The following is a 21899-nucleotide window of genomic DNA, read 5'->3' as shown; positions in this document are numbered from 1 at the left end:
CGTCGCGCTGCCGCCAGGGGGCGGCGGGTGGGGCGAGGGAGGGCTGAGCAAAGGGGCTCTTCGTGGCCAGAAAGATCATCCTCGACTGTGACCCGGGGCACGACGACGCGATCGCGATGTTGCTCGCGCACGGCAATCCGGATGTCGAGCTGGTCGCCGTCACCACCGTCGTCGGCAATCAGACGCTGGAGAAGGTGACGTACAACGCGCTCGCCGTGGCCCGGATCGCAGGCATCACCGGCGTCCCCTTCGCGGCCGGCTGCCCCAGGCCGCTGGTGCGCACGGTCGAGACGGCGGCGGACATCCACGGCGAGTCCGGTCTGGACGGCCCCGAGCTGCCCGAGCCCGCGTTCGACGTGGACGAGCGGCACGCCGTGGACCTGATCATCGACACGGTGATGGCCCACGAACCCGGCGAGATCACCCTGGTGCCCACGGCCGGCCTCACCAACATCGCACTGGCCGTGCGCAAGGAGCCGCGGATCGCGGAGCGGGTGCGCGAGGTCGTCCTGATGGGCGGCGGCTACCACCAGGGCAACTGGAGCCCGGTGGCCGAGTTCAACATCGTCATCGACCCGGAGGCCGCGCACATCGTCTTCAACGAGCGCTGGCCCGTCACCATGGTCGGCCTCGATCTCACCCACCAGGCGCTCGCCACTCCGGAGGTCACCGAGCGGATCGCACAACTGGGCACCCGCCCGGCGACCTTCGTCCGAGAGCTGCTGGACTTCTTCGGCGCCACCTACCTGGAGAGTCAGGGCTTCGCACACCCGCCCGTGCACGACCCGTGCGCCGTCGCCTACGTCATCGACCCGGACGTGATGACGGTGCGAAAGGCACCCGTCGACATCGAGCTGCGCGGCGGACTGACCCTGGGCATGACGGTCACCGACTTCCGCGCGCCGGCGCCGGCCGACTGCCGTACCCAGGTCGCCGTCGACCTGGACCACGCCCGGTTCTGGGACCTGGTGATCGACGCCCTGGAGCGGATCGGCGAGGGCGGCGGCGCCGAGGGGACGCGGTCGGCGGCCGAGGACTCCTCGGGCACGGTCGGCGCCGCGGCCGAGGCGACCGCGCAGGAGACGACCGGCGCACCGGCCACCGCATCCGACGAACGGGTGGGACGGGCATGACCGACGTCTCCACCACCGCCCCGGCCCCCGAGGGGCACCTGCGCCAAGGCCGGCCCGTGCGGGTCGGCGTGCTGATGACGGCGCTGCTGATGGCCTGCTTCGCCTTCCAGCTCAACGCGAGCATGCTCAGCCCGGCGCTCAGCAGCATCGAGCGCTCCCTGCACGCCAGTTCCGCCGAGGTCGGGATGACGCAAACGGCGTTCTTCACCTCGGCCGCGCTCTTCTCCCTCTTCCTCCCGCGCCTCGGCGACCTCATCGGCCGCCGCAAGGTGCTGACAGGCATGCTCGCGCTGATGGCCGTCGGCTGTGTCGTCGCCGCGCTGGCGAACAGTGTGCCGATGCTGTTCGCCGGCCGCGTCATCCAGGGCGTTTCCGGGCCGACGGTTCCGCTGTGCCTGATCATGCTGCGGGTCGAGGTCACCGAGCCGAAGAAGTACGGCACCCTGCTGGGTGTCGTCACCGCGGTCAACGGCGGTATCGCGGGCATCGACTCGCTCGCCGGCGGCTACCTGGCCGACCACCATGGCTTCGCGGCCGTCTTCTGGACGATGGCCCTGGTCGCCGCCCTCGGCACCGTTCTGGTGGCGACGCTGGCACCCGAGTCGCGTGCCGCCTCCGGTACCCGGATGGACTGGCCGGGCGTCGCCCTGCTCGTGGTCTCCGTGGGCGCGATGCTCATCGCGTTGAACGAGGCGGGCAAGCTGGGCGCCGCGAACTGGCCCTTCGCCGGCGGGCTCGTCGCGGTCTCGGCGCTGGCCTTCGCACTGTTCTGGCGCGTCCAGGACCGCGGCACGCACCCGCTGGTGGCCACCCGTCATCTGCGGCGGCGGGCCACCTGGGCGACGCTGCTGACCACGGTGCTCACCATGACCGGCGTCTTCGCCATCATGAACGGCCTGCTGCCCGCTTTCGCACAGGACGCCGAGGCCGGACTGGGCATGTCGGCCGAGCAGTCCGCCTGGTGGACCCTCACGCCCTACGCGCTGGCCGGCCTGGCCATGGGACCGCTCGCCGGCCGGCTCGCCGCCACCCACGGCTACGGCCGCATCCTGCGTGCCGGACTCGTCGGCGCCGCCGCGACGGTCGTGCTGATGCTGCTCACGCTGGACGCGCACTCACGCTGGCTGCTGCTCGCGGCCTCGATCCTGGTCGGTGTGGCGTACGCGGGCGTGGCCAACATCGTGCTCAACGGATTGGGCATCGTGCACTCGCCGCGCGAAAACCCCGGCTTCCTGCCGGGGCTCAACGCGGGCGCGTTCAACCTCGGCTCGGGGCTCAGCTTCGCGGTGATCTACGCCGTGCAGACCGCGGCCCTGCCCGAGGACGCCTCTTCGTCCACCGGGTACGCGGCAGGCATGATCGCCGGTGTGGTGCTGCTCGCCGTCGCGTTCGGCACCTCGCTCCTCATCCCCAAGCCGGTGGCGGCCGAGTCGGAGTGAGTCCCAAGAGCCTCCCTGGTGCTGAGCTGCCGTCGGCACATTGCGTGCCACTGATGTCGGCCGGTCGCACCCGGGGGGCTCTGGACTCCCTCGGGAGACGCCCAGAGGGCTTCCCGCTTCGTGCGCGGTCAGCAGGAGCCGAGTCCGCTCAGAAGTGTTCTGCTTGAGGCCTTCGCCCCCGCCGTTCGTCTGCGAAGAGCAGGACGTACAGATGCCGACTGAGAGCCGTAGCGAACTGGCGTGCGTCCCGGTGCAGTTCGGTGTAGCTGCTGCGGCGGAGTGCGCGATCCTCTCGCGCTTCCTCGATGGCGCGGCTCAACTCCAGCTCCCGCTGCTTGGCCCGGTCCGCGCCGCGCTGGGTGAGCAGCGCGCCCCCGAGTGTTCCCGCGACGCCGGCTATTGCGATCAGCACCGCCCCCAAGTCCATGAACAGCACTGTAGAGCTCGCGCGCACAGGCGGACGACGCACCCACCGCCCGTCCGCGCGGACCACGCCCGTCCGCGCGGGGTCTCAGCCCGGTTGCTTGATGCTCTCGATGATGCGGGCGAAGCCTTCCTCTCCGTGGCCCGCGTCGATCTGGCGTTGGACGAGTCGCTGGACCATGGCGACCACCTCGGTGCTGATGCCCTGGGCGGAGCTGGCCGCCAGGAGGTCACCCAGGTCGGCGAACTGCAGACTCTGTTGCCCCTCGACGGTGTAGTCCCCGCCGTCGATGACTGTGGCGAACTCTTCGAAGGCGCCGGTCATGGCGGTCAGCCAAGGTGTGGCCATGGACGCGAACTCGCCCGCCGTCACACCGGCCGGCGCGACCATGGCGGCGCCGTGCATGAACCCGGCGAACATGACGTACATGCCCGCGAGCAGGGCGAGGTCGTACAGGGACGCCAGCCCGGCATCCTCACCGAAGTAGGTGGCGGTTCCCCACAGGTCGAGCAGTGGCTTGTGCTGATGGAAGGCGTCGGCCGATCCGCTGCAGAGGATCGATGCCCCGGGCCGGCCGATCATGGACGGTACGGCCATGATGCCGCCGTCCAGATAGGTGACTCCGGCTCGGGCGGCCCAATCGGCCAACTCCCGTGACTGCGCAGGAGACGTCGTCGTCACATTGACCAGGGTTCGTCCGGCCAGCTGATCGGAGAGCGGATCGAGCACCTCGTGGACCGATGCGTGATCCAGCAGGCATGCGATCACCAATTGGCCGGCCCGGACCGCGTCGCCGGCCGTGTCGGCAGCTTTGGCGCCCCGCGCAACGAGATCGTCCGCCTTCCCCGGTGAGCGGTTCCAGCAGGTGATCTCGTAGCCGGCCTTCACCAGGGCGTCCGCGAGAGCGCTGCCCATCGCCCCCAGCCCGAGAACACTCACCTGGACGCTGTTGTCACTTGTCATTTCGGTGCTTCCCCTTCTGTTCGTCCTTCGGTCCGATCCTGGCCGCAGCCAGTAGAGTTGACCAGTACGGACTAATTAGTCGGGTACTCACCCGCGAGTAAGTACCTCTTGGAGGCCGAATGGCAACCGCAGCGCGGCGTGGTCCCTATTTCTGCGGCATCGACGCGGCGATGGACGTGGTCGCCGGCAAATGGAAGTCGCTCATCCTCTGGGAACTGCACCACCACGGGACCCGTCGGTTCGCCGAACTGCGACGCGGACTGCCGGGCGTCAGCGAGAAGATGATGATCCAGCATCTGCGGGAGATGGAAGAAGACGGGCTCGTGCATCGTGAGGTGTACCGCGAGGTGCCACCGAAGGTCGAGTACTCCCTGACGGAGCACGGCGTCTCACTCAACGCCGCCCTGGCCTCCCTGGGAGAATGGGGCAGCGAACGCATGCGGCGGATCGGAGCGGAAAAGATCGTCGCCGACTCGGACACGACAGCTCGCCGATAGCGGCGGTGGGCCTGGACATTGGGCACAGGTCTTCCGGCGAACACGGAGCATCGCGATTCGTGACCGCAGCAGACCGCTGGTGTGCGGAGAGTCAAGCAGCCCACCGGCCGGCTCTCAGATCCGGAAGACTGCCCCTCCCGTCGAGCGCACCGCAATACATCGATTGCTGAAGACCTTGCCGAACAGGCGGGGCTCGCCCTTCCATCGTCCTTCAGCCACTGCGTAGACGGGGGCATTCTCCGACGAGCAGGGACCAGAGGCCTCGGGGACGAGATCGATGAAACCGTTGGCGGCACGCAGATCGTCGCATGCCGCGCGGGGCGCCCGGTGCGAGCCACCATCCGGACCACATCGCAGGGTGCCGCTCGCGATCCTGTGGAAGGGCGCGTCGGAGTCGTAAGGGGTCCCCTTCACCGCGTACAGGGTGAGGGTGTAGGAGCCCTGCTCGCTGAAGGAATGCGCTGCGGCAGGGGCTGATGCGAATGCTCCCCCCAAGGCGACGCAGATGGCCATCACTCGCATCCATGAGCGGATCATTTCGGGGACCCCCTAGCGCATTGAGCCGCAGTCGCAAGGTATCCGCGGTGGGCGCCGCCGGGTCCCGACACCCCGCGATGTCCACTCTTTCGGGTACCCGGCGAGGTGGCCGAGCGGGCCGTGGGGTACAGCAGAGGGCCAGGTGTCCGTCCCGAACGTGCGCTCTCGTGCGATGCCTTCCCAGTACCCCCGTCGTCCCGGCACGGGTATCGCGACCCCGCAGTCGGGGGACACCGGGCGGGGAACACCGGGGCAGCGAGCGGTGGCCCTCGACCGTGAGCGTGGTCGGGGGCCACCCTGGTGGCTGCGTGGGTTACGGCAACGGACCGATGGCCGGCCGGCCCCAGGGGCCGGCTGGGCCCAGTGCTCGGCGACGAACAGGGCTCAGTGCTCGGCGACGAAGATGTGCGCGGCGGTCTGTGCGGGGAGTTCGGCGTTCTTCGTGCCGCTGCCGACCAGCACGCCGCCGGGCGTCGAGGTCACGCTCACGAGCGCGCCGGGCCGGACCCCGGCGTGCCGTAGTGCGTACAGCAGTCGGGAGTCGGTCTGCGCCGGTTCCCCGATGCGCCGTACGACCGCGCTCGCGCCGTGCGGCCCGGGCTCCAGGTCGCTGAGGCTGACCATGCTCTCGTCGAGGAGCGGCTCGGTGGTGCTCTTCTCGCCGAGTTCCGCCAGGCCCGGGATCGGGTTGCCGTAGGGCGACTGTGTCGGGTGGCGCAGCAGTTCCACGACGCGGCGTTCGACGGCTTCGCTCATCACGTGCTCCCACCGGCAGGCTTCGGTGTGGACCTGCTCCCACGCCAGCCCGATCACATCGACGAGCAGGCACTCTGCGAGCCGGTGCTTGCGCATCACGCGGGTGGCGATCCGGCGGCCCTCCTGCGTCAGCTCCAGGTGCCGGTCGTCGGCCACATGCAGCAGGCCGTTGCGCTCCATGCGGGCGACGGTCTGGCTGACGGTGGGACCGCTTTGGTGCAGGCGCTCGGCGATGCGGGCGCGAAGAGGGACCACGTGCTCCTCCTCGAGCTCCAGGATGGTGCGCAGATACATCTCCGTGGTGTCGATGAGGTGGGTTGCGCTGTGCGTCATGCGGGAGTCTCGGCGGTGGTGGTCAGGACGGCGCGGCCGAGGATGTGACCGGCCATCGTGAAGCCGAGGACGGCCGGGGTGGCGTCGGTCGGAACGCCGATGGAGGCGACGTCGAGGGCGTGCACCACGGTGAAGTAGCGGTGCGGGCCGTGCCCGGCCGGTGGAGCGGCACCGATGAAGCGGGCCGCGCGGGCGTCGTTGGGCAGTTGGAAGGCGCCGTCGGGCAGGCCCGAGCCGATGTCGTCGCCGGCTCCTTCGGGCAGTTCGGTGACGGTGGCGGGGATGTCGGCGACCGCCCAGTGCCAGAAACCGGACCCGGTGGGGGCGTCGGGGTCGTAGACGGTGACGGCGTAGCTCTTGGTGCCGTCCGGGGCGCCGCTCCATGACAGCTGCGGAGAGATGTCCTTCCCGCCGGGGACACCGGAGGAGAACTGCTCGGGCGGCCAAGCGGCGCCGTCGGTGACGGTGGTGCTGGTGACGGTGAAGGAGACCGCCTCGGGGAGACGGGCGAAGGGGTCGTTGGCACTCAACGGCGTCGTTCCTTTCAGGTCGTGCTCTGGGGTGGTGGTGCGGGCGAACGGAGGGAGGGCAGCAGCGTCGTGCAAGGACACCGCTGTCGCCGCTGTCCCTCGTCGTCAATCGACTGTAGCACCAATAATCGATTATTCGCCGGATCGTCTATGGTGGGTGTATGACTCAGACCGGCCAGCGCTCGACCTCGTCGGGCAAGCAGATGCTCTCCGAGCAGGTCCACGCACAACTGCGGGACGCGATCATGCGCGGGGACCACGTCCCCGGCGACGCGCTCAAACCGCAGGACCTCGCCAAGGAACAGGGCGTGAGCCTGGCCGTCGTGCGCGAAGCACTCGTGCGGCTCGCCGGTGACGGCCTCGCCGACCGGCTGCCCAACCGTGGCTTCGCCGTCCCGGCCTTCTCCGACCGCCGCTGGCAGGAGATCGCGGAAGCCCGCCGGGCCGTCGAACCGGTCATGTTGCGCATGTCCATCGAGCGCGGCGACCTCGACTGGGAGGCCCGCGTGCGAGCCGCCCACCACCGCCTGGCCCGCACCCCTGCGTATGTGCCGGAGGAGGGTGCGTACTACAGCGGCGCGTGGTCCGAAGCCCACCGGGTTTTCCACCGCACCCTGCTGGAGGGGTGCGGCAACCCCGTCCTGTTGGAGACCTTCGACCGGATGTGGACCGCGAGCGAACTGGCCCGCCGCTGGTCGGCGCACCGCGACCCCGCCCGGGACGGTGCCGCCGAGCACCGCGGGCTGGAGGAGGCGGCGCTGGCCCGCGACGCCGACACCGCCGCCGCGCTGCTGGCCCAGCACCTCACGCTGACCGCGGCCGGACTGATCGGCGGTGCCCACCCCGAAGACGGGTAGTCGGCCCTCCCGCGGGTCTTGTCACAGTGGCCGCGTCGTGTTCCGGCTCTGCTCAGCTTGTGACCATATGTTGCTCACTCGGGGCGGCAGCTGTCTGTTCGGGGCCCGTCGATGTTTGACTGCTGGCTGCATCGAGTGAGAGGGGCGCAACCCACCACGGCTGAAACCCCGTCGGTCAGCGTTGGCGGCGTGACCTGGCGCGTGACCGCCGTAGTACCTGGTCAACGCCTCCTCCAACACGGCAACCACGGCGGCTGGATCGGTGCGGCTTCCTTCGCCTGGAAGGGTGTGCAGGCCTTCCTGGGAAGGATCGGTCTTCCGCAGCAGCGGACCACGGGGGAGCCGGTATCGCCCGCTGCCCCTGGCCCCGCTGTCCCGCCCGCGGGTGCGCCCGGTGGTACTGCTGCGGTCTCCTACGACGAATGTGGGAGGTGGACGGGACAACTTTCGCGGACGACGGCGGCGCCGAGTGAGACCCGGGCCTGGCCGGATCCCCGCCAGCCGGTCACCGGCGACAGCCTGCACCCTGCCGATTCTGCTCGGCGGCGGGCGGGCCCGGCGCCGAGGGCTCTCATGTCCCTACGGCGAACGGGTTGCCGTGCCCAGGAAGCTGCCCGCTCGGTGGTACGTACCGCATCCGCCCTTCCTGGTCGGTCACCTGTGTGAACCCGGCGCCCTCCAGAAGAGCGGCGTGCTTGTCCCTGTGGCGCCGGTTGACGGCGAACCCGACGGGGACGAGCGCCATCAGCGCGGCCCAGGCGGCCCCGGCGACAACCACGGCAGTGGCGCCCGCGCTGACCAGGAAACCGATGGGCACGGCCAGCGGAACAGCGCCCACACCCGCGAGTACAACCAGCTGCTTACTGGTGTACATGGTGGTGATGTCGAATGTGATGCGGGCCTTCAGGAGCTCGACCTCCGCAGGGGCGAGGGGCGGCAGCGCGCCCCCGTCGACGGCGTTCGGGTACCGCGCCCAGTTCTGCGCCGCCCGCTCGCGGGCCTGCGGGCTGGGGTCGGGCACGAGCAACATCACATACCCGTTGCCCTGCGGCCCGCCCCCCTGCCGTACGTCTGCGTATTCGTACCCGAACTGCTGGGCGATGAAGGCGAGGCGGGAGAGCTTCTTCATCGATCCCAGGGCGGGGGCTACCTCGACGGGCTCCCCGCTCGCCATCTGCCGCAGCATTTTCCGCACGTGCCGTCCACCCACCGGTTCCCCCGTCACCCACACGGCCCCGGCAGGGGCCGACAGCCCCATTATTCCTCACGAACACCCATACACCTGCCGATCACCGATTGCCACTGGCGGTGGGACTCCGCCCACGCAGTCGGCCGGGACGCGCACGCCGAGCGAGTGGAGGCGGCAACGGGCAGGCGAGCCACTTCCGTCGACCGAACACAGGATCGATCGCATTGCGCACAAGGCCCGTGAGCTGAGCGCGTCGCAGGTGTGTCCCTCACCCAGCGCGTGTGTTGCGCCGAGGACCACAGCACCTGCTGCGAAGATGGCGGCTGTGGCCAAGGAGCAGATCGCCGAGGCGGCGCTCCTGGCCGCAGCAGCCTGTGCACCCGCGCCACCGATGCACACCGGACCTGGCCCCCAAGCTCATCGACGCGGCCGAAGGGCTGCGCGCCCGACGCTGCCCCCGGCATCGGTCGAGCCTGTCATCGAACAGGACCCGCTGACTGGACCCGGCCAGAGGTGACCTGACGCGACGCCGGGCGTTTCGAAGGAGGCTCGATGACCGACTACTACTACGATCTCGGCCGCTGCTCTCGACAGGTGTCGACCGGGGTGGGGGAGGCGCAGACCTGGTTCGACCGCGGGCTGGTGTGGAGCTATGCCTTCAACCACGAGGAAGCCATCGACTGCTTCGAGCGCGCCCGTGAGCTCGACCCGGAATGTGCCATGGCCTCCTGGGGCATCGCCTACGCCCTGGGCCCCAATTACAACAAGCCCTGGGAACGCTTCGACCCTGCCGATCTCGAATCGAGCATCTCCCGGGCGTTCGAGGCGTCCGCCCGGGCGGAACGTCTCGCGCACCGGACCATGCCCGTCGAGCGGGCGCTCATCGGCGCGCTGCGGCATCGATATCCGCAGCCGGAGGCGGCGCCGGACCTCTCGGTGTGGAACCACCGATATGCCGAGGCGATGCGCCTGGTGTATGCCGAGCATCCCGACGATCTCGACGTGATCGCGCTGTTCGCCGACGCGCTGATGAACCTCACCCCGTGGCAGCTGTGGGACCAGTGGACCGGTGAACCGTCTCCGGGTTCCTTCGCCGTGGAGGCGCGTGCCGTACTTGATCACGCACTGGGACTGCCCGGCGGTCCGGACCACCCGGGCGTGCTGCACATGTACATCCACCTGATGGAGATGTCGTCCGTGCCGGAGCAGGCCCTGCCGATGGCTGACCGCCTGCGCGATCTCGTCCCCGATGCCGGCCACCTCCAGCACATGCCCACCCACCTGGACGTCCTGTGCGGTGACTACTCCAAGGTGGTGTCCTCGAACACGCGGGCGATCGAGGCGGATGAGAAGTTCGTGACGCGTTCCGGCCCGATGAACTTCTACACGCTCTACCGCTGCCACAACTTCCACTTCAAGATCTACGGCTCGATGTTCCTCGGGCAGCGTGCAGCCGCGCTGCACACGTGCAGCGAACTCGAGGCGGCGGTTCCTGAGGAGCTCCTCCGCGTCCGGGTGCCACCGATGGCGGACTGGCTCGAGGGCCTCCTCTCCATGCGCATGCACGTGCTGATCCGTTTCGGCATGTGGCGGGAGATCATCGAGGCGCCCCTGCCGAGAGACCCGGAGCTCTACTGCGTCACAACGGCGATGATGCACTACGCGAAGGCCGTCGCCCACGCCGCCTCCGGCCGGGTGGAGACGGCTCAGGCACAGCGGGCGCTCTTCGAGGACGCCGTGGCGCGGGTCCCGGAGTCGCGCACGCTGTTCAACAACACTTGTCGGGACATCCTCGCGGTGGCAGCCGCGATGTTGGAGGGCGAGGTGGAGTACCGCAAGGGAAACGTCGACGAGGCCTTCGCCGTGCTGCGGCGGTCGATCGAACTCGATGACAACCTCCCCTACGACGAACCCTGGGGGTGGATGCAGCCGACCCGGCATGCCTACGGGGCGCTGCTGTTGGAGCAGGGCCGTGTCGAGGAGGCCGCAGCGGTGTATCGGGCCGACTTGGGCCTGGACGGCACCGTCCCACGCTCCCAACAGCACCCGGGCAACGTCTGGAGCCTGCACGGTCTCCACGAGTGTCTGGTCCGGCAGGGGCACAGCGGAGAGGCCTCCCTCGTCGAGCAGCAGCTGCGCTTCGCCCGGGCCAGGGCCGACGTATCGATCCATGCCTCCTGTTTCTGCCGACTGTCGGTTGTCGGACAATCCCCCTCCGGCACCGGGTCCGCCGGACACTGCCACTGACAGGCCGCGCTGCGCGGAATGAAGAATGAGAGAAACCGCTGCTTCGTAGGAGGTAGCGCGCTTCCGGTACGGGTGTGGCCGATGACGCGCTTTCTCGGTAGCCGCGAAAACCTGCGCTGCATGCTTGGCCACTCGGGGAGTCCGAGCGGAGATCAGCGGTAGCCGTCGGTGGACCGGCCGTCCAGAACACCGTGTGGAGGGCATCGGTCTTTGCGAGGGCGATGGCCGGGCGGCAGCCGCCCTTGCTTCCTTCAGCCTCGGCGGCCCGTCGTGGGGCGGGCCCGCGGCCGAGTGCCGCGGGCCCGTGACTCGCACGCGAGGGGGCACCCCCGTGGCCGCCTGGCCCACCTACGGCCGACGTCTCAGCCCGGCCTCCCACGTTTCCGGACTCGGCCCAGCGCGCCGAACAGCAGTAGGACGGTCACGGTGCCCAGGGTGAAGATCTCGAAAGTAATGCGGGAGACGCCCCAGGTGCCGTGGAAGTCGTAGGACACTCCCAGCAGCGGTTCCAGAGTGCCGGGAAAGAGGGCACACCAGGAGCCGAGCACGATCCACAGATAGACCAGGGAAGCGCTGAGACGGAAGCCCAGTCCGCCGCCGGGGACCCGGTAGGGGCGTGGCACCTCGGGCCGTTTGCGGCGCAGCGTGACCAGGGCCGGGACGATCACCAGGTAGGAGAGCAGCAGGGTGGTGACGGCGACGGTGAGGACGACGGCGAAGACGGCGTCGGCGTCGCCCTGGTGGGCCAGCGCCATGGCAGCGCCCATGAAGGCTGTCGCGGTGACACCGGAGAGCAGGTTCATCCGCACCGGTGTGCCCAGCCGGGGGTGGAAAGCGCCCAGGGCACGGCTGAAGAAGTCGCCCTCGGCGGCAACCATCGCCTGCATCCGGTCGCTGACGATCATCCAGGCGCTGCCCTGGGTGAGCAGCGCGAAGACGAACATCAACGCGACCGTCGTCAGCAGCGGTTCGCTCCAGCTTCCGTAGATGTCGAACACCAGCCGGGCCGCCTCCATGAACCCGCCGATCCCCGTGATCTCCCGGGCCGGGGTCACCGCCAGGATCGCCAGCACCGGCAGCAGGTAGCAGCACGCGGCGACCGCGGCCGAGACGCCGACCGAGACGGGGACGTCCCGCTGCGGGTTGTGCATCTCTTCTCCTGCCGCGCTCGGCGCCTCGAATCCGACGAACGCGAACAGCAGCACCGGGACGAGCGCCAGGAACCCGGCCGCCGACGGCGCGAATCCGGAACCGGAGGTGCCGAGCCCGGGAAACCCGTGCTGGAGGCCGTACACCAGGGCCGTGACTGTGAACAGGGCCATGGCGCCGACCTTGACCACCGCGCCGGCCGTGGTGATCCACTTGCCTCTCCGCAGCGAGACGACGGCGGTGAGGATCGAGCACCAGATGAAGGTCAGCTTGAAGGTCCAGTCGGCCGGGGTGCCGTGACCGAGCGGGGTGAGAAAGTCGTCCCAGGTCTCGGCGGCCAGGAACACCAGAGATCCGCCCAGCCACACCGGGTTGGTGACCCAGTAGAAGAGGGTCGTCAGCGCGGCGGCGCCCCTGCCGAAGGCCAGCTTGACCCAGACGTAGGGCCCACCTTCCTGTGGGAAGGCGGCGCCGGTCTCGGCGAACAGCAGCGCATAGGGCAGCAGGAAGAACAGCACGATGGCGGCGATCCATGTGACGGCTTCACCGCCACCGGTGGCGAGCTGCCCGAGGACGTCGAACGAGATGACCGCGGCGACGCCCATCGCGACGATGTCGAATCGGCGCAAGGAGCGCCGCAGGTGCGGAACAGCGCCGACGGCAGGGGGCGACGGCTCGCCCAGCCCGTTGGGACCGGGGCGGGCGCCCGGGCCGGGGCGGGCCTCGGTGGTTTTGTCGGTGGCGTCGGTGGCCTCGTTCACGCTGTGCTCGCAGCGGCCTCAACGATCTCGCCGTCCGCGCGGGTGCGCTCCAGTACGGTGCGCATGCCGGCCGCGATCTCCTTGGCCTCGGCAGGATCGAGTATCAGCGGTGGGGAGAGCACGAGACTGTGGGCGGCGTCCCGGACGATGACGCCGGTCTCCCGGCGGATCACGTCGTGCGGCATCCGCTCCGGCCGCACCGGCAGGGGGGTGCGGCTCTCCTTGTCGGTGACCAGTTCCACGGCCAGCATCATGCCCACCGAGCGGATCTCGCCCACCACCGGCAGGTCGCCCAGGGCCGCCTCCAGTCCGGCGTGCAGCCCGGCCCCGGCCTCGACCGCGCGGGCCAGCAGCCCTTCGCGTTCGATGATGCGGAGGTTTTCCAGCGCCACGGCGGCGGCGACCGGATGACCGTTGTAGGTGTAGCCCATGGGGAAGCCGTCCCCCGCGGTCAGCTGGTCGGCGACGTGGTCGCCGACCAGCAGCGCGCCCAGCGGGATGTAGCCGGAGGTCAGCCCCTTGGCGGTGACGATGATGTCGGGAGTGACGCCGAAGTGCTGGGCGGCGAACCACGATCCGGTGCGTCCGTAGGCGGTGACGACCTCATCGAAGATCAACAGGATGCCGTGCCGGTCCAGCACCTCGCGCACCCGGGGCCAGTAGTCGTCCGGCGGCACCAGCATCCCGCCCACGCCCATGATCGGCTCGGCGAGCATCGCGGCGATCCGGCCCGGGCCTATCTCGGCGATCCGTTCCTCCAGTTCGCGGATCAGGAAGTCGGCCGGGTCCTGGCCGCCGTACAGCTCGCTGCGGTACGGCCACGGCGGGGTGAGGTGGCTGACGTGCGGCACCATCGGCGCGAAGCCCTCGTGGTAGAGGGGGAAGCCGTTGGCGGAGCTGCCGCCGTAGCCGACGCCGTGGTACGCCTTGTGCCGGGCCAGGATCCAGGTGCGCTCGGGCTCGCCACGGCGGTGGTGGTAGTAGCGGGCCATCTTCAGGGCGGCCTCGTTGCCCTCGGAGCCGCCCGAGGTGAAGTAGACGTGGCCCAGGCCATCCGGCCCCAACTCGGTCAGGCGGCAGGCCAGTTCGACGGCGCGATCGTTGGAGAACTCCCAGAAGCTCGTGAAGTACTCCAGCCTGCTCATCTGCTCCTGCGCCGCCCGGGCCATCTCGGCGCGGCCGTGCCCGATCTGGGCGAGCCAGAGTCCGCCGGTGGCGTCCAGGTAGCTGCGTCCGTGCACGTCCGTGACCCGGCAGCCGGAGCCCTCGGTCATCACGACCCGTTCCTCGGCGGATGCCGGGAGATAGGGGTGGATGATCCGGGCGCGGTCGGCGGCGACGAGCGCGTCGGGGGTGGAGGTGGCGGGGGTGAAGGTCATGAGCGGGCTCCTTCGGGTGCGGTGCGGGCGGAGGCCGGCGACGTACCGGCCCCTTGAGGTGTGGTGAGGGCGACGGCGGCCAGTGCCAGGGCCTTGGCCGTATCGAGCAGGTCGGCGAGCTCGGCGTACTCGTCGACGGTGTGCAGGGTGGCCGAGCCGTCCGGCCGGGTGGCGGTCGGCCCGAGGCAGACGGCGGGGGTGCCGCCGAGCCGGGTGAGGGTGGCCGCGTCCGTCCAGGAGGGCTCGCCCACGGGTTCCGAGGCGCGGCCGTACGAGGCGGCGGCCCGGACCAGCCGGCCGACCAGTGGGTGATCGGCGGGGAGCTCGGCGGGCGGGAGTTCGGTCTCCCAGGTGAAGACCGGCGGGTGTGCTGCGAGCCAGCCGTCGTCGGCGACGGCGGCCCGCACCTCCCTCTCGATCCGCTCCCGTATCCGGGAAGCGAAGCCGTCCGCGTCGGCGTGCGCGGGTAGATAGGTGACGTCCAGGTCCATGGAGCAGGAAGCCGGGTAGGTCACCCACCATTCGCCGCCCCGGATCGTGGTCGGTACGAGCGAGGGTGGGGGCAGCAGCGGGTGTGCGGAGTCGGGTTCGGCGGCCCACGCCTCCCGCAGCGCGGCCAGCGCCGCCAGCACCGGCACGGTCTTCTCGATGGCGTTGACCGCGCCGCCGTGCCGCCAGTCCCCTGGCGGGTATTCGGCGTGTCCGGGGCGGCCCTGCACGGTCACGGTGCCGCCGAGGATGCCGCGCTGGGCGATCACGGTGTCCAGGTCGGTGGGCTCGGGCACCACGGCGGCGTCGGCGCAGATCCCGTACCCGACCGAGGCGAGGGTGCCCGCGCCGTTCCACTCCTCGTCGGTGACGGTGTTGAACAGCAGATCACCGGCGGGGGTGAGACCGAGAGCGGTCAGCGTCTCGACGGCGAGCACGGCGGCGGCGATGCCGCCCTTCATGTCGCAGCTTCCCCGTCCGTACAGCCGTCCGTCCCGTACCTCCGCTCGGAACGGGTCGCTGCGCCAGCCGTTGCGCGGCTCGGCGGACACGACGTCGATGTGTCCGTTGAACAGCAGGCTGGGGCCGTTCCCTGTACCGGGCCGCCGGGCAGCGAGCTGCGGCCGTCCGGCGAATCCGAGGCCCTCCGGAGTCTGCGGGGTGCGGGGCAGGTCGCCGGGGCGCGGCGTGAACACGTCCACGGTGAAGCCGGCTGCGCGTAGCCGCTCTGCCAGGTACTCCTGGCAGTCGGCCTCGTCACGGGCCGGCTCGCCGGGGGCGCCGCGCACGGTGGTGTCGAAGGCGATCAGGTCGCTCGCGAGGCGGACCAGGTCGCCGGAGCGGGCGTCGAGGTGCGCGCCGATGCGCGCGGCCACGTCCGCTTCTTCCGGGAATCGTGTGGGGGTCTCTTCATGGGACTGTGCGGGGGTCATCGGTAGCTGATCCAGGTCGTCTTGAGGCCGGTGTACTTGGCGAAGGAGTGCGCGGACAGGTCGCGCCCGTAGCCGGACTGCTTGAAGCCGCCGAACGGGGTGCGCGGGTCCAGTGCGTCGACGGTGTTGACGGAGACGGTGCCGGCGCAGAGTGCGTCCGCGACGCGGTGTGCGCGGGACAGATCGCGCGTCCAGACGGAGGCGGCGAGGCCGTACGGGGAGTCGTTGGCGGTCCTGACCGCTTCGTCCTCGTCTGCGAACGGCAGCACGGTCAGCACCGGTCCGAACAGCTCCTCGCGTGCGAGCCGGTCCTCCGGGCCGAGCCCGGTGACCACTGCGGGTTCCAGATAGGCCCCGGTCATCCCGGGGCGGGTTCCGCCGTGCACGGTGCCGCCACGCTCCCGGGCCCCGGCCAGCTCCCCGGCGAGCCGAGCGACCTGCGTCTCGTCGACGAGCGGACCGTAGGCGGTACGTGGATCGAGCGGGTCGCCGGGGGCGAGGGCCGCAGCGTGTGCGACGACACGCGCGGTGAATTCCTCGGCGATGTCGGTGTGCACGAGCAGCCGGGTGTTGGCGGAGCAGATCTGCCCGCCGTTGCAGGTGAAGCCCCAGGCGGCGCGCTCGGCGGCGGCCTCCAGGTCGGCGTCGGGGAAGATCAGGTTCGGGCTCTTGCCGCCGCACTCGGGCCATACCTGCTTGAGGTTGGAGGCGGCGGCGTATCCGAGGAAGAGTTTGCCTACGGCGGTGGACCCGGTGAAGGCGAGCGCGTCCACGTCCGGGTGCAGCCCGAGAGCCCTTCCGGCTTCCTCTCCCCGGCCCGGTACGACGTTGAGCACCCCGTCCGGGAGTCCCGCCTCACTCGCCAGCGCCGCCAGTCGCAGCGCGGAGAGCGGGGACTGTTCGGCGGGCTTGAGCACCACGCTGTTGCCCACCGCCAGCGCGGGTGCGAGCTTCCAGGCGGCCATGTCGAGCGGGAAGTTCCACGGGACGACAGCGCCGATCACGCCCAGCGGTACGCGGCGAACCAGGGCGACTTCGCCAGGTGGCAGGGGCGCGGTCTCGCCGTACAGCTTGTCGGCGGCCTCGGCGTGCCAGCTGAAGCAGCCGGCGGCGCCGGGCACGTCGCCGCCGAGGGTGTCGGAGATGGGCTTACCCATCTCCAGCGTGTCGTACAGCGCGAGTTCGGGGCCGTGTTCTTCGATCAGCGCGGCCAGGCGCAACAACACGCGCTTGCGCTCCTCGGGTGCCCGCCGCGACCAGCGCCCGTCCTCGAAGGAGGTGCGGGCCGCGCGCACTGCCAGGTCGACCTCGGCCTCCGTACAGGCGGCGACCTCGGTGATCGTCTCGCCCGTGGCCGGGTTGACCGTGGCGAAGGTGCGGTCGGTCGCGGGCTTGTGCTCGGCGCCGTCGATGAAGGGGAGGGTGGGGGGCCGCAGCGCGTGGGCGCGCGCGTGCCAGCCCTCGGTGGTGGTGGGGGTCTCGTCGGCGGGCGTGTGGCTCATCGGGCGGCTCCGGTGGGGCTGTCAGGGCTGGTGGGGTTGTCGTGGCTGGCCGGACCTTCGGGAGTGAGGAGGGGCTCAGGGGTGCCGGGAGGGACGGTGTGCGGCGATCCGGCGTCCCGCGCCGCCCGGGTGCGGCGGGTGGCGAGCAGATAGGCGGGCAGCGTGAACAGAAGCCCGGCGAGCCAGCCGAGATCGGTGTCGCCGAGTGTGGCGGCGACGGGGCCGGTGTACATCTCCTGCGCCATGAACGGGAACTCGACGGCGATGCCCAGCAGGTACACGCTCAGGGCGGGCCGATTGATCCGTCCGTATGCGCCGCCGTCCCGGGCGAAGAACGCGGCGACGTCGTAGTGCCCGCGCCGCACCAGGTAGAAGTCCACGAGGTTGATCGCGGTCCACGGGATCAACAGGTATTGCAGTACGTAGAGGAAGTTCAGGTAGCGGTCCATGAAGCTGCCGGCGAAGGCGAGCGCGAGTACGGCGGACAAAGCGCACAGGGCCGCACCGAGCAGAGCCCGGCCGGCGGCGCGCGGCAGCCAGCGGACAGCGAAGGTCTGCACGGCGGTGACGACGCAGAGCACGGCGCCGTACAGGTTCATGGAGTTGGTCAGCATGGTGACCAGGGCGAAGCACCACAGGGTGAGCTGTGCCAGCGGTGTGCCCAGCAGCCCCGTCTGTGCGGCCACCGGGTCGGAGCCGGGCACGGCCAGCCCTACAGCGGCGCCTACGGTCATCGGCAGCAGGCTCCCGAGGACCGTGCCCCAGTACGTGCACCACAGAGTCGAGCGCACTCCGGCGGTGGAGGCGGGCATGTAGCGGGAGTAGTCGGAGACGTAAGGCGCATAGGCGACCTGCCACAGTGCGCCGACCGACACCATGCCGAGGAATCCACCGAGGCTGAACTCGCCCCGGGACAGGAAGTCCCCGGGCAGCCCGCCGCACAGCAGCCACGCTGCACCCGCGATCTGCACAGCCCCGAAAACCCAGCTCGACAGAGCCCCGATGCGGTGCATCAGCCGGTAGCCGACCACTGCCACGACGAGACTGACGACGGCACCGCCCATGATGCCCGCATCCAGCGGCACTCCGGGCAGGACCTCCCGCAGCGACTGGGCGCCGACCACCAGATTGGAGGCGAAGAACCCCTGATACATCACCAGGACCGCGAGGACGACGACGAGCGCGCCCACTGTGCCGAACTGCCCCCGACTCTGGATCATCTGCGGCACTCCGAGCTGCGGCCCCTGGGCCGAGTGCAGCGCCATCAGGAAGCCGCCGCCGAGGTGTCCGGCCAGCAGCGCAACCAGGCTCCACCAGAAGGAGAGCCCGAAGGCGGTCGGGGCCAGCGCTCCGGTCACCAGGGTCAGCGGCCCCAGGTTCGCGGAGAACCAGATGGTGAACAGGTCACGGGTGCGCCCGTGCCGCTCGTTCACCGGGACGACGTCAATGGTGCGCCGTTCGAAGACTGCGGACGCAGTGGCGGGTCCGGGTTCACTGTGAGGGCCTTGCCGGTCCATCGCACACCCCTCTCGGGGACGGGAATCGCGGTGCGGTTCGGGGACGACGCAGGAGGGACCTTCGGGCGAGATCACTTGCCCTCGGTTCTTTGATGCTGGATTCAAACAACGACCCAACCCGCCGTCAAGGCTTGCACGATTCGAATCTTGCGATTCTTGATGCCGATAACAGAGAATCAATCTCATGGGGAGACCGAAGAAGCAGGAAGCACGCCGGGAGGCGCTCATCGACGCGGCGGGCCGGGCCATCACCGCGCGTGGGCTGGCGAGTCTGCGCATCAAGGACATCGCCGCCGAGGCCGGCGTGTCGGCGGGCTCGGTGCTCTACTACTACCCGGAGCTGGACGAGCTGGTCCTGGAGGTGCACCGGGGTGCCGTCGAGCGCTATCTCACGGGCCGGCTCGCCCGCACGGACGGGGTGCGCGATCCTGTCACCCGCCTCAGGGAGGCCGTGGAGACAGGCCTCCCGGACCGTGGTGACGACGCGACCCACGCACTGTTGTACGAGCTGCACAGTCGAGCCGACCGCAGCGCGGGGCACGCGGCACTGATGGCCTCGCTCTTCGCCCGCGAGACCGCCCTCTACGCGACGATCCTCGAAGTCGGGGCCGCCACGGGCGACTTCACCCTCGCCGCCCCGGCTGTCGACCTGGCCCGCACGATCGTCGCCCTGGAGGACGGTTACGGCCTGCACATCGTCAGCCGCAACAAGGAGCTCACCCCGTCGGCGGCTCGCGCATTGGTGCTGGGGTACGCACGGCTGGCGACAGGGTGCGTGCGGTTGTAGCGGACGCGAAGCGGCCCCTCCGGCTCAGCCAGCATCCGCCTCCGCAGCTCGCACCGGCCATTCCGTGCCAAGACCTGGGCACCGCATGAAAGACGCCCGCCAAGTGGAGACCGGCCAGGTAGATCGCCGCGGTCTCCACCTAGCGCGCGGCGATCTCCCGCAGCAGTCCCATCACCGCCAGGGCGCGGGCGCTTTGTGTCATGCCTGCCATGGAGGCGAGCTTGACTTCGAGCGCAGGGCTGCCGTCCCGCAGCTCCAGTTCCGCGATCTCGCCGCCGCCGTAGGTCTGGCTGGTTGCCGGCCGCTGGTTCAGCACGGAGAAACCGAGCCCTCGGGCCACCAGGGAACGCACGGTCTCATAGCTCCGGGTGCGGTAGCGGACATCGGGAGCAGTGCCGGTGGCGGCCACCAGTGAGCGGAAGTAGTCACGGCTGTGGGGAAGGTCCAGCAGAACGAGGGGCTCCGTGGACAGCTCTGCCAGCCTCACGCTCTCCTGGCCGGCCAGCGGGTGATCGGCCGAAACGATGACATAGGCGGGGGCGCGGGCAATCGTCTCGCTGCTCAAGGCCGGCTCGGCTGCCAGGCCGAGGCCGTAGGTGAGGGCGAAATCGATGCGTCCCGCGGCCAGAGCATGGACGAGCTGGTCCGTCTCCGCCTCCACCACATCGATCTCGATTCCCGGATAGCGTTCGGTGCACTCGGTGAAAAGGGTCGGCAGGTAGGAGGGGGCCAGGGTCACGAAACAACCGACGGCCACCGGCCCGGAGATGGTCTCACCGTCTCCCCGGGCCTCCCGTTCGAGTTCACGGGCGCGGACCAGCAGATCCCGCGCCTGTTGCTGGAGCCGCTCCCCGGCGGGTGTGAGGGTCAGGCCTCGCCCCCGTCGACGGATGAACAGCTGCACCCGCAAGTCCCGCTCCAGGTTGTAGATGGCCGCTGACACAGCAGACTGCGCAATGTGCAGCTCCGCCGACGCCTCCGTCATCGAACCGCGTTCAGCCGCGATGAGAAAGTAACGGAGCTGAACGAGAGTGAAACCCACTGGTGACGTCATTCATGGCCCTTGCGCTGGTGGTCCGGTCCGCCCCGACTCTAGGCGGCGTCGCTCGACGGCGCCCTGGAGGGCAGGTCAGAAATGTCCTCGGGGCGCAGCAAGGTGGAGCCGACGGTCTCCCGCAGGGACAGGGCGGCGATGAGGCCACCGGCGGCGAACACCATCAGGTACGGGCCGGGCACCAGGGTGCTGCCGGTGGCGGAGATGAGGACGGTCATCAGGTACGGCACTGTGCCCGCGAACAGGGCGGCGGTGAGGTTGTAGGAGATGGACAGCCCGCTCTGACGTGTGCGGGTAGGGAAGACCTCTGCCGACCAGACTGCGTAGGTGCCGAGGATCGCCGCCAGGATCGCGCCCAGCAGCAGGCCGGCCGCCCAGGTTCCTGCCGGTCCGGTGCGCATCAGGAGGAAGGCCGGGGTGGAGACGACGAGCAGAGCGGCTGTCGCGCCGACGAACACGGGCTTGCGTCCCACGCGGTCGGACAGCAGACCGAACAATGGCACCAGCGCCAGTCCCAGCAGCGATATCACCGTGGACAGCAGGGCGGCACTGCCCGCTGAGTGGCCCAAATGGTCGGTCTCGTAGGTGACGAGGTAGGTCAGAACGGCATAGAAGGGCACGTGCATGGCCGCCATCAAGCCCGACGCCTGGAGCAGGTGTCGTTTGTGGGAGCGCAGCAGTTCCCGCACAGGACTGCGTGGGACGGTGTCGTTCGCCTCCATGGCCCGGTACTCCGGGGTGTCCTCGATCTTGTTGCGGATGATGAAGCCGATGACGCCGAGCGGCGCAGCGATGAGGAAGGGGAGGCGCCAGCCCCAGGAGGTGAGCCGGGTGTCGTCCAGCGTCGTCGACAGCAGGAAGAAGACGAACGACCCTGCGAGGAAGCCCAGCAGGGAGCCGACCTCCAGCCAGCTGACGCCGAATCCGCGACGGCGTCGGGGTGCGCTCTCGGCGAGGAAGCTGGCCGCGCTGCCGAACTCGCCGCCGGCGGCGAAGCCTTGGAGCAGGCGCAGGATCACCAGGAGTATCGGGGCGGCCACACCGATCGACGCGTAACCGGGGAGAAGACCGATGGTGAGGGTCGCGCCGGACATCATGAAGATGACCAGCGACAGGGTGCGCTTGCGGCCGATCCGGTCGCCGAGCGAGCCGAACACCAGGGCACCGATCGGCCGGATGCCGAATGACACGGCGAAGACACCGAAGACGGCGAGCAGCCCCGTGGTGCTGTCCTCGGCCGGGAAGAACACGGTAGCGACCGTACCGGCGAGGTAGGCATAGGCGGCCCAGTCGAACCAGTGCACGAACACGCCCACGGCGCCCGCGGCAACGCTCCTGCGCAGTGACATCACATGGGTGGCCACCTCGACCTCGGTCGTCCTGGCGCCGCTGTTACAAGTGCGCATGCGCGCCTCCTTGTGAAG

General features: G+C 70.0%; 19 protein-coding genes. 6 read left to right on the top strand and 13 right to left on the bottom strand.

What is annotated here, in order from left to right:
- Positions 1-62: 62 nt before the first annotated feature.
- Positions 63-1133, top strand: a complete 1071-nt coding sequence (uriH, locus tag JW613_RS14110; protein ID WP_307865891.1) for a uridine-preferring nucleoside hydrolase UriH — start codon at positions 63-65, stop codon at positions 1131-1133.
- Complete coding sequence (uriT, locus tag JW613_RS14105; RefSeq protein ID WP_209211150.1) at positions 1130-2572, top strand: uridine transporter UriT; 1443 nt, start codon at positions 1130-1132, stop codon at positions 2570-2572. Before uriH ends, uriT begins: the two co-directional genes overlap by 4 nt.
- Before the next feature lie 148 nt (positions 2573-2720).
- Here uriT and JW613_RS14100 read toward each other — a convergent pair whose 3' ends face one another.
- Positions 2721-2999: a hypothetical protein gene (locus tag JW613_RS14100; RefSeq protein ID WP_245225592.1), complete on the bottom strand. Its 279-nt coding sequence runs from the start codon at positions 2997-2999 to the stop codon at positions 2721-2723.
- An 84-nt stretch (positions 3000-3083) separates the two neighbouring features.
- Positions 3084-3959 (bottom strand): NAD(P)-dependent oxidoreductase, encoded by an 876-nt coding sequence (locus tag JW613_RS14095; RefSeq protein WP_209211149.1) that lies wholly within the window; start codon positions 3957-3959, stop codon positions 3084-3086.
- Between the two features lie 119 nt (positions 3960-4078).
- Here JW613_RS14095 and JW613_RS14090 point away from each other — a divergent pair, with 119 nt between their 5' ends.
- On the top strand, positions 4079-4456 hold the full coding sequence (locus JW613_RS14090) for a winged helix-turn-helix transcriptional regulator (protein ID WP_209211148.1): 378 nt from the start codon (positions 4079-4081) through the stop codon (positions 4454-4456).
- A gap of 114 nt (positions 4457-4570) precedes the next feature.
- On the opposite strand, the gene JW613_RS14085 is transcribed toward JW613_RS14090, so the two are convergent.
- The 3 genes from JW613_RS14085 to JW613_RS14075 form a co-directional block, all read right to left on the bottom strand.
- A complete protein-coding gene (locus JW613_RS14085; RefSeq protein ID WP_209211147.1) occupies positions 4571-4969 on the bottom strand; it encodes an SSI family serine proteinase inhibitor in 399 nt (132 codons plus the stop codon).
- Positions 4970-5377: 408 nt separating this feature from the next.
- Positions 5378-6082: an iron-dependent transcriptional repressor DtxR gene (locus JW613_RS14080; protein WP_209211146.1), complete on the bottom strand. Its 705-nt coding sequence runs from the start codon at positions 6080-6082 to the stop codon at positions 5378-5380.
- The gene (locus tag JW613_RS14075) at positions 6079-6612 is read right to left on the bottom strand and encodes a YbhB/YbcL family Raf kinase inhibitor-like protein (protein WP_209211145.1); all 534 of its coding nucleotides are present in this window, start codon (positions 6610-6612) and stop codon (positions 6079-6081) included. Before JW613_RS14075 ends, JW613_RS14080 begins: the two co-directional genes overlap by 4 nt.
- Positions 6613-6773: 161 nt before the next feature.
- Here JW613_RS14075 and JW613_RS14070 point away from each other — a divergent pair, with 161 nt between their 5' ends.
- Entirely contained in the window at positions 6774-7469 is a 696-nt protein-coding gene (locus JW613_RS14070) for a GntR family transcriptional regulator (protein WP_209211144.1), read from the top strand.
- Positions 7470-8040: 571 nt separating this feature from the next.
- Here JW613_RS14070 and JW613_RS14065 read toward each other — a convergent pair.
- Complete coding sequence (locus JW613_RS14065) at positions 8041-8643, bottom strand: hypothetical protein (protein ID WP_209211143.1); 603 nt, start codon at positions 8641-8643, stop codon at positions 8041-8043.
- Positions 8644-9210: 567 nt separating this feature from the next.
- Between JW613_RS14065 and JW613_RS14060 the strand changes: the two genes are divergently transcribed.
- A complete protein-coding gene (locus JW613_RS14060) occupies positions 9211-10905 on the top strand; it encodes a tetratricopeptide repeat protein (RefSeq protein ID WP_209211142.1) in 1695 nt (564 codons plus the stop codon).
- Between the two features lie 362 nt (positions 10906-11267).
- Here the strand turns inward: JW613_RS14060 and JW613_RS14055 are convergent, their stop codons facing one another.
- Genes JW613_RS14055 through JW613_RS14035 form a run of 5 tightly spaced genes read right to left on the bottom strand, consistent with a single transcriptional unit; the run spans position 11268 to position 18550 of the window.
- Positions 11268-12815 carry an APC family permease gene (locus JW613_RS14055; protein ID WP_307865890.1) on the bottom strand — a complete coding sequence of 516 codons (1548 nt, stop codon included), beginning with the start codon at positions 12813-12815 and terminating at the stop codon, positions 11268-11270.
- Positions 12812-14194, bottom strand: coding sequence for an aminotransferase family protein (locus JW613_RS14050; protein ID WP_209211141.1), 1383 nt, complete (start codon positions 14192-14194; stop codon positions 12812-12814). Before JW613_RS14050 ends, JW613_RS14055 begins: the two co-directional genes overlap by 4 nt.
- Positions 14191-15558, bottom strand: coding sequence for a M20 family metallopeptidase (locus tag JW613_RS14045; protein WP_209211140.1), 1368 nt, complete (start codon positions 15556-15558; stop codon positions 14191-14193). Before JW613_RS14045 ends, JW613_RS14050 begins: the two co-directional genes overlap by 4 nt.
- Before the next feature lie 53 nt (positions 15559-15611).
- Entirely contained in the window at positions 15612-17117 is a 1506-nt protein-coding gene (locus tag JW613_RS14040) for an aldehyde dehydrogenase (RefSeq protein ID WP_209211139.1), read from the bottom strand.
- Positions 17114-18550, bottom strand: a complete 1437-nt coding sequence (locus JW613_RS14035) for a purine-cytosine permease family protein (RefSeq protein WP_209211138.1) — start codon at positions 18548-18550, stop codon at positions 17114-17116. The genes JW613_RS14040 and JW613_RS14035 overlap by 4 nt, the downstream gene beginning before the upstream one ends.
- 268 nt (positions 18551-18818) lie before the next feature.
- On the opposite strand from JW613_RS14035, the gene JW613_RS14030 reads away from it, so the two are divergent.
- Complete coding sequence (locus JW613_RS14030; protein WP_209211137.1) at positions 18819-19421, top strand: TetR/AcrR family transcriptional regulator; 603 nt, start codon at positions 18819-18821, stop codon at positions 19419-19421.
- 139 nt (positions 19422-19560) lie between these two features.
- On the opposite strand, the gene JW613_RS14025 is transcribed toward JW613_RS14030, so the two are convergent.
- A complete protein-coding gene (locus JW613_RS14025; protein WP_209211136.1) occupies positions 19561-20475 on the bottom strand; it encodes a LysR family transcriptional regulator in 915 nt (304 codons plus the stop codon).
- Between the two features lie 38 nt (positions 20476-20513).
- Positions 20514-21881, bottom strand: coding sequence for an MFS transporter (locus JW613_RS14020; protein WP_209211135.1), 1368 nt, complete (start codon positions 21879-21881; stop codon positions 20514-20516).
- Between the last annotated feature and the right edge of the window lie 18 nt (positions 21882-21899).

The organism is Streptomyces smyrnaeus, from assembly GCF_017676345.1.
Classification (GTDB): Bacteria; Actinomycetota; Actinomycetes; order Streptomycetales; family Streptomycetaceae; genus Streptomyces; species Streptomyces smyrnaeus.
The sequence above is the reverse complement of the archived record's forward strand: the minus strand, read 5'-3'. Positions and strand labels throughout refer to the sequence as shown.

Coding starts and splice junctions, on each gene's coding strand:
- uriT (WP_209211150.1), top strand. CDS start 1,130: ATGACCGACGTCTCCACCACCGCCCCGGCCCCCGAGGGGCACCTGCGC.
- JW613_RS14100 (WP_245225592.1), bottom strand. CDS start 2,999: ATGGACTTGGGGGCGGTGCTGATCGCAATAGCCGGCGTCGCGGGAACA.
- JW613_RS14095 (WP_209211149.1), bottom strand. CDS start 3,959: ATGACAAGTGACAACAGCGTCCAGGTGAGTGTTCTCGGGCTGGGGGCG.
- JW613_RS14090 (WP_209211148.1), top strand. CDS start 4,079: ATGGCAACCGCAGCGCGGCGTGGTCCCTATTTCTGCGGCATCGACGCG.
- JW613_RS14085 (WP_209211147.1), bottom strand. CDS start 4,969: ATGGCCATCTGCGTCGCCTTGGGGGGAGCATTCGCATCAGCCCCTGCC.
- JW613_RS14080 (WP_209211146.1), bottom strand. CDS start 6,082: ATGACGCACAGCGCAACCCACCTCATCGACACCACGGAGATGTATCTG.
- JW613_RS14070 (WP_209211144.1), top strand. CDS start 6,774: ATGACTCAGACCGGCCAGCGCTCGACCTCGTCGGGCAAGCAGATGCTC.
- JW613_RS14065 (WP_209211143.1), bottom strand. CDS start 8,643: ATGGCGAGCGGGGAGCCCGTCGAGGTAGCCCCCGCCCTGGGATCGATG.
- JW613_RS14060 (WP_209211142.1), top strand. CDS start 9,211: ATGACCGACTACTACTACGATCTCGGCCGCTGCTCTCGACAGGTGTCG.
- JW613_RS14050 (WP_209211141.1), bottom strand. CDS start 14,194: ATGACCTTCACCCCCGCCACCTCCACCCCCGACGCGCTCGTCGCCGCC.
- JW613_RS14040 (WP_209211139.1), bottom strand. CDS start 17,117: ATGAGCCACACGCCCGCCGACGAGACCCCCACCACCACCGAGGGCTGG.
- JW613_RS14030 (WP_209211137.1), top strand. CDS start 18,819: ATGGGGAGACCGAAGAAGCAGGAAGCACGCCGGGAGGCGCTCATCGAC.
- JW613_RS14025 (WP_209211136.1), bottom strand. CDS start 20,475: ATGACGTCACCAGTGGGTTTCACTCTCGTTCAGCTCCGTTACTTTCTC.
- JW613_RS14020 (WP_209211135.1), bottom strand. CDS start 21,881: ATGCGCACTTGTAACAGCGGCGCCAGGACGACCGAGGTCGAGGTGGCC.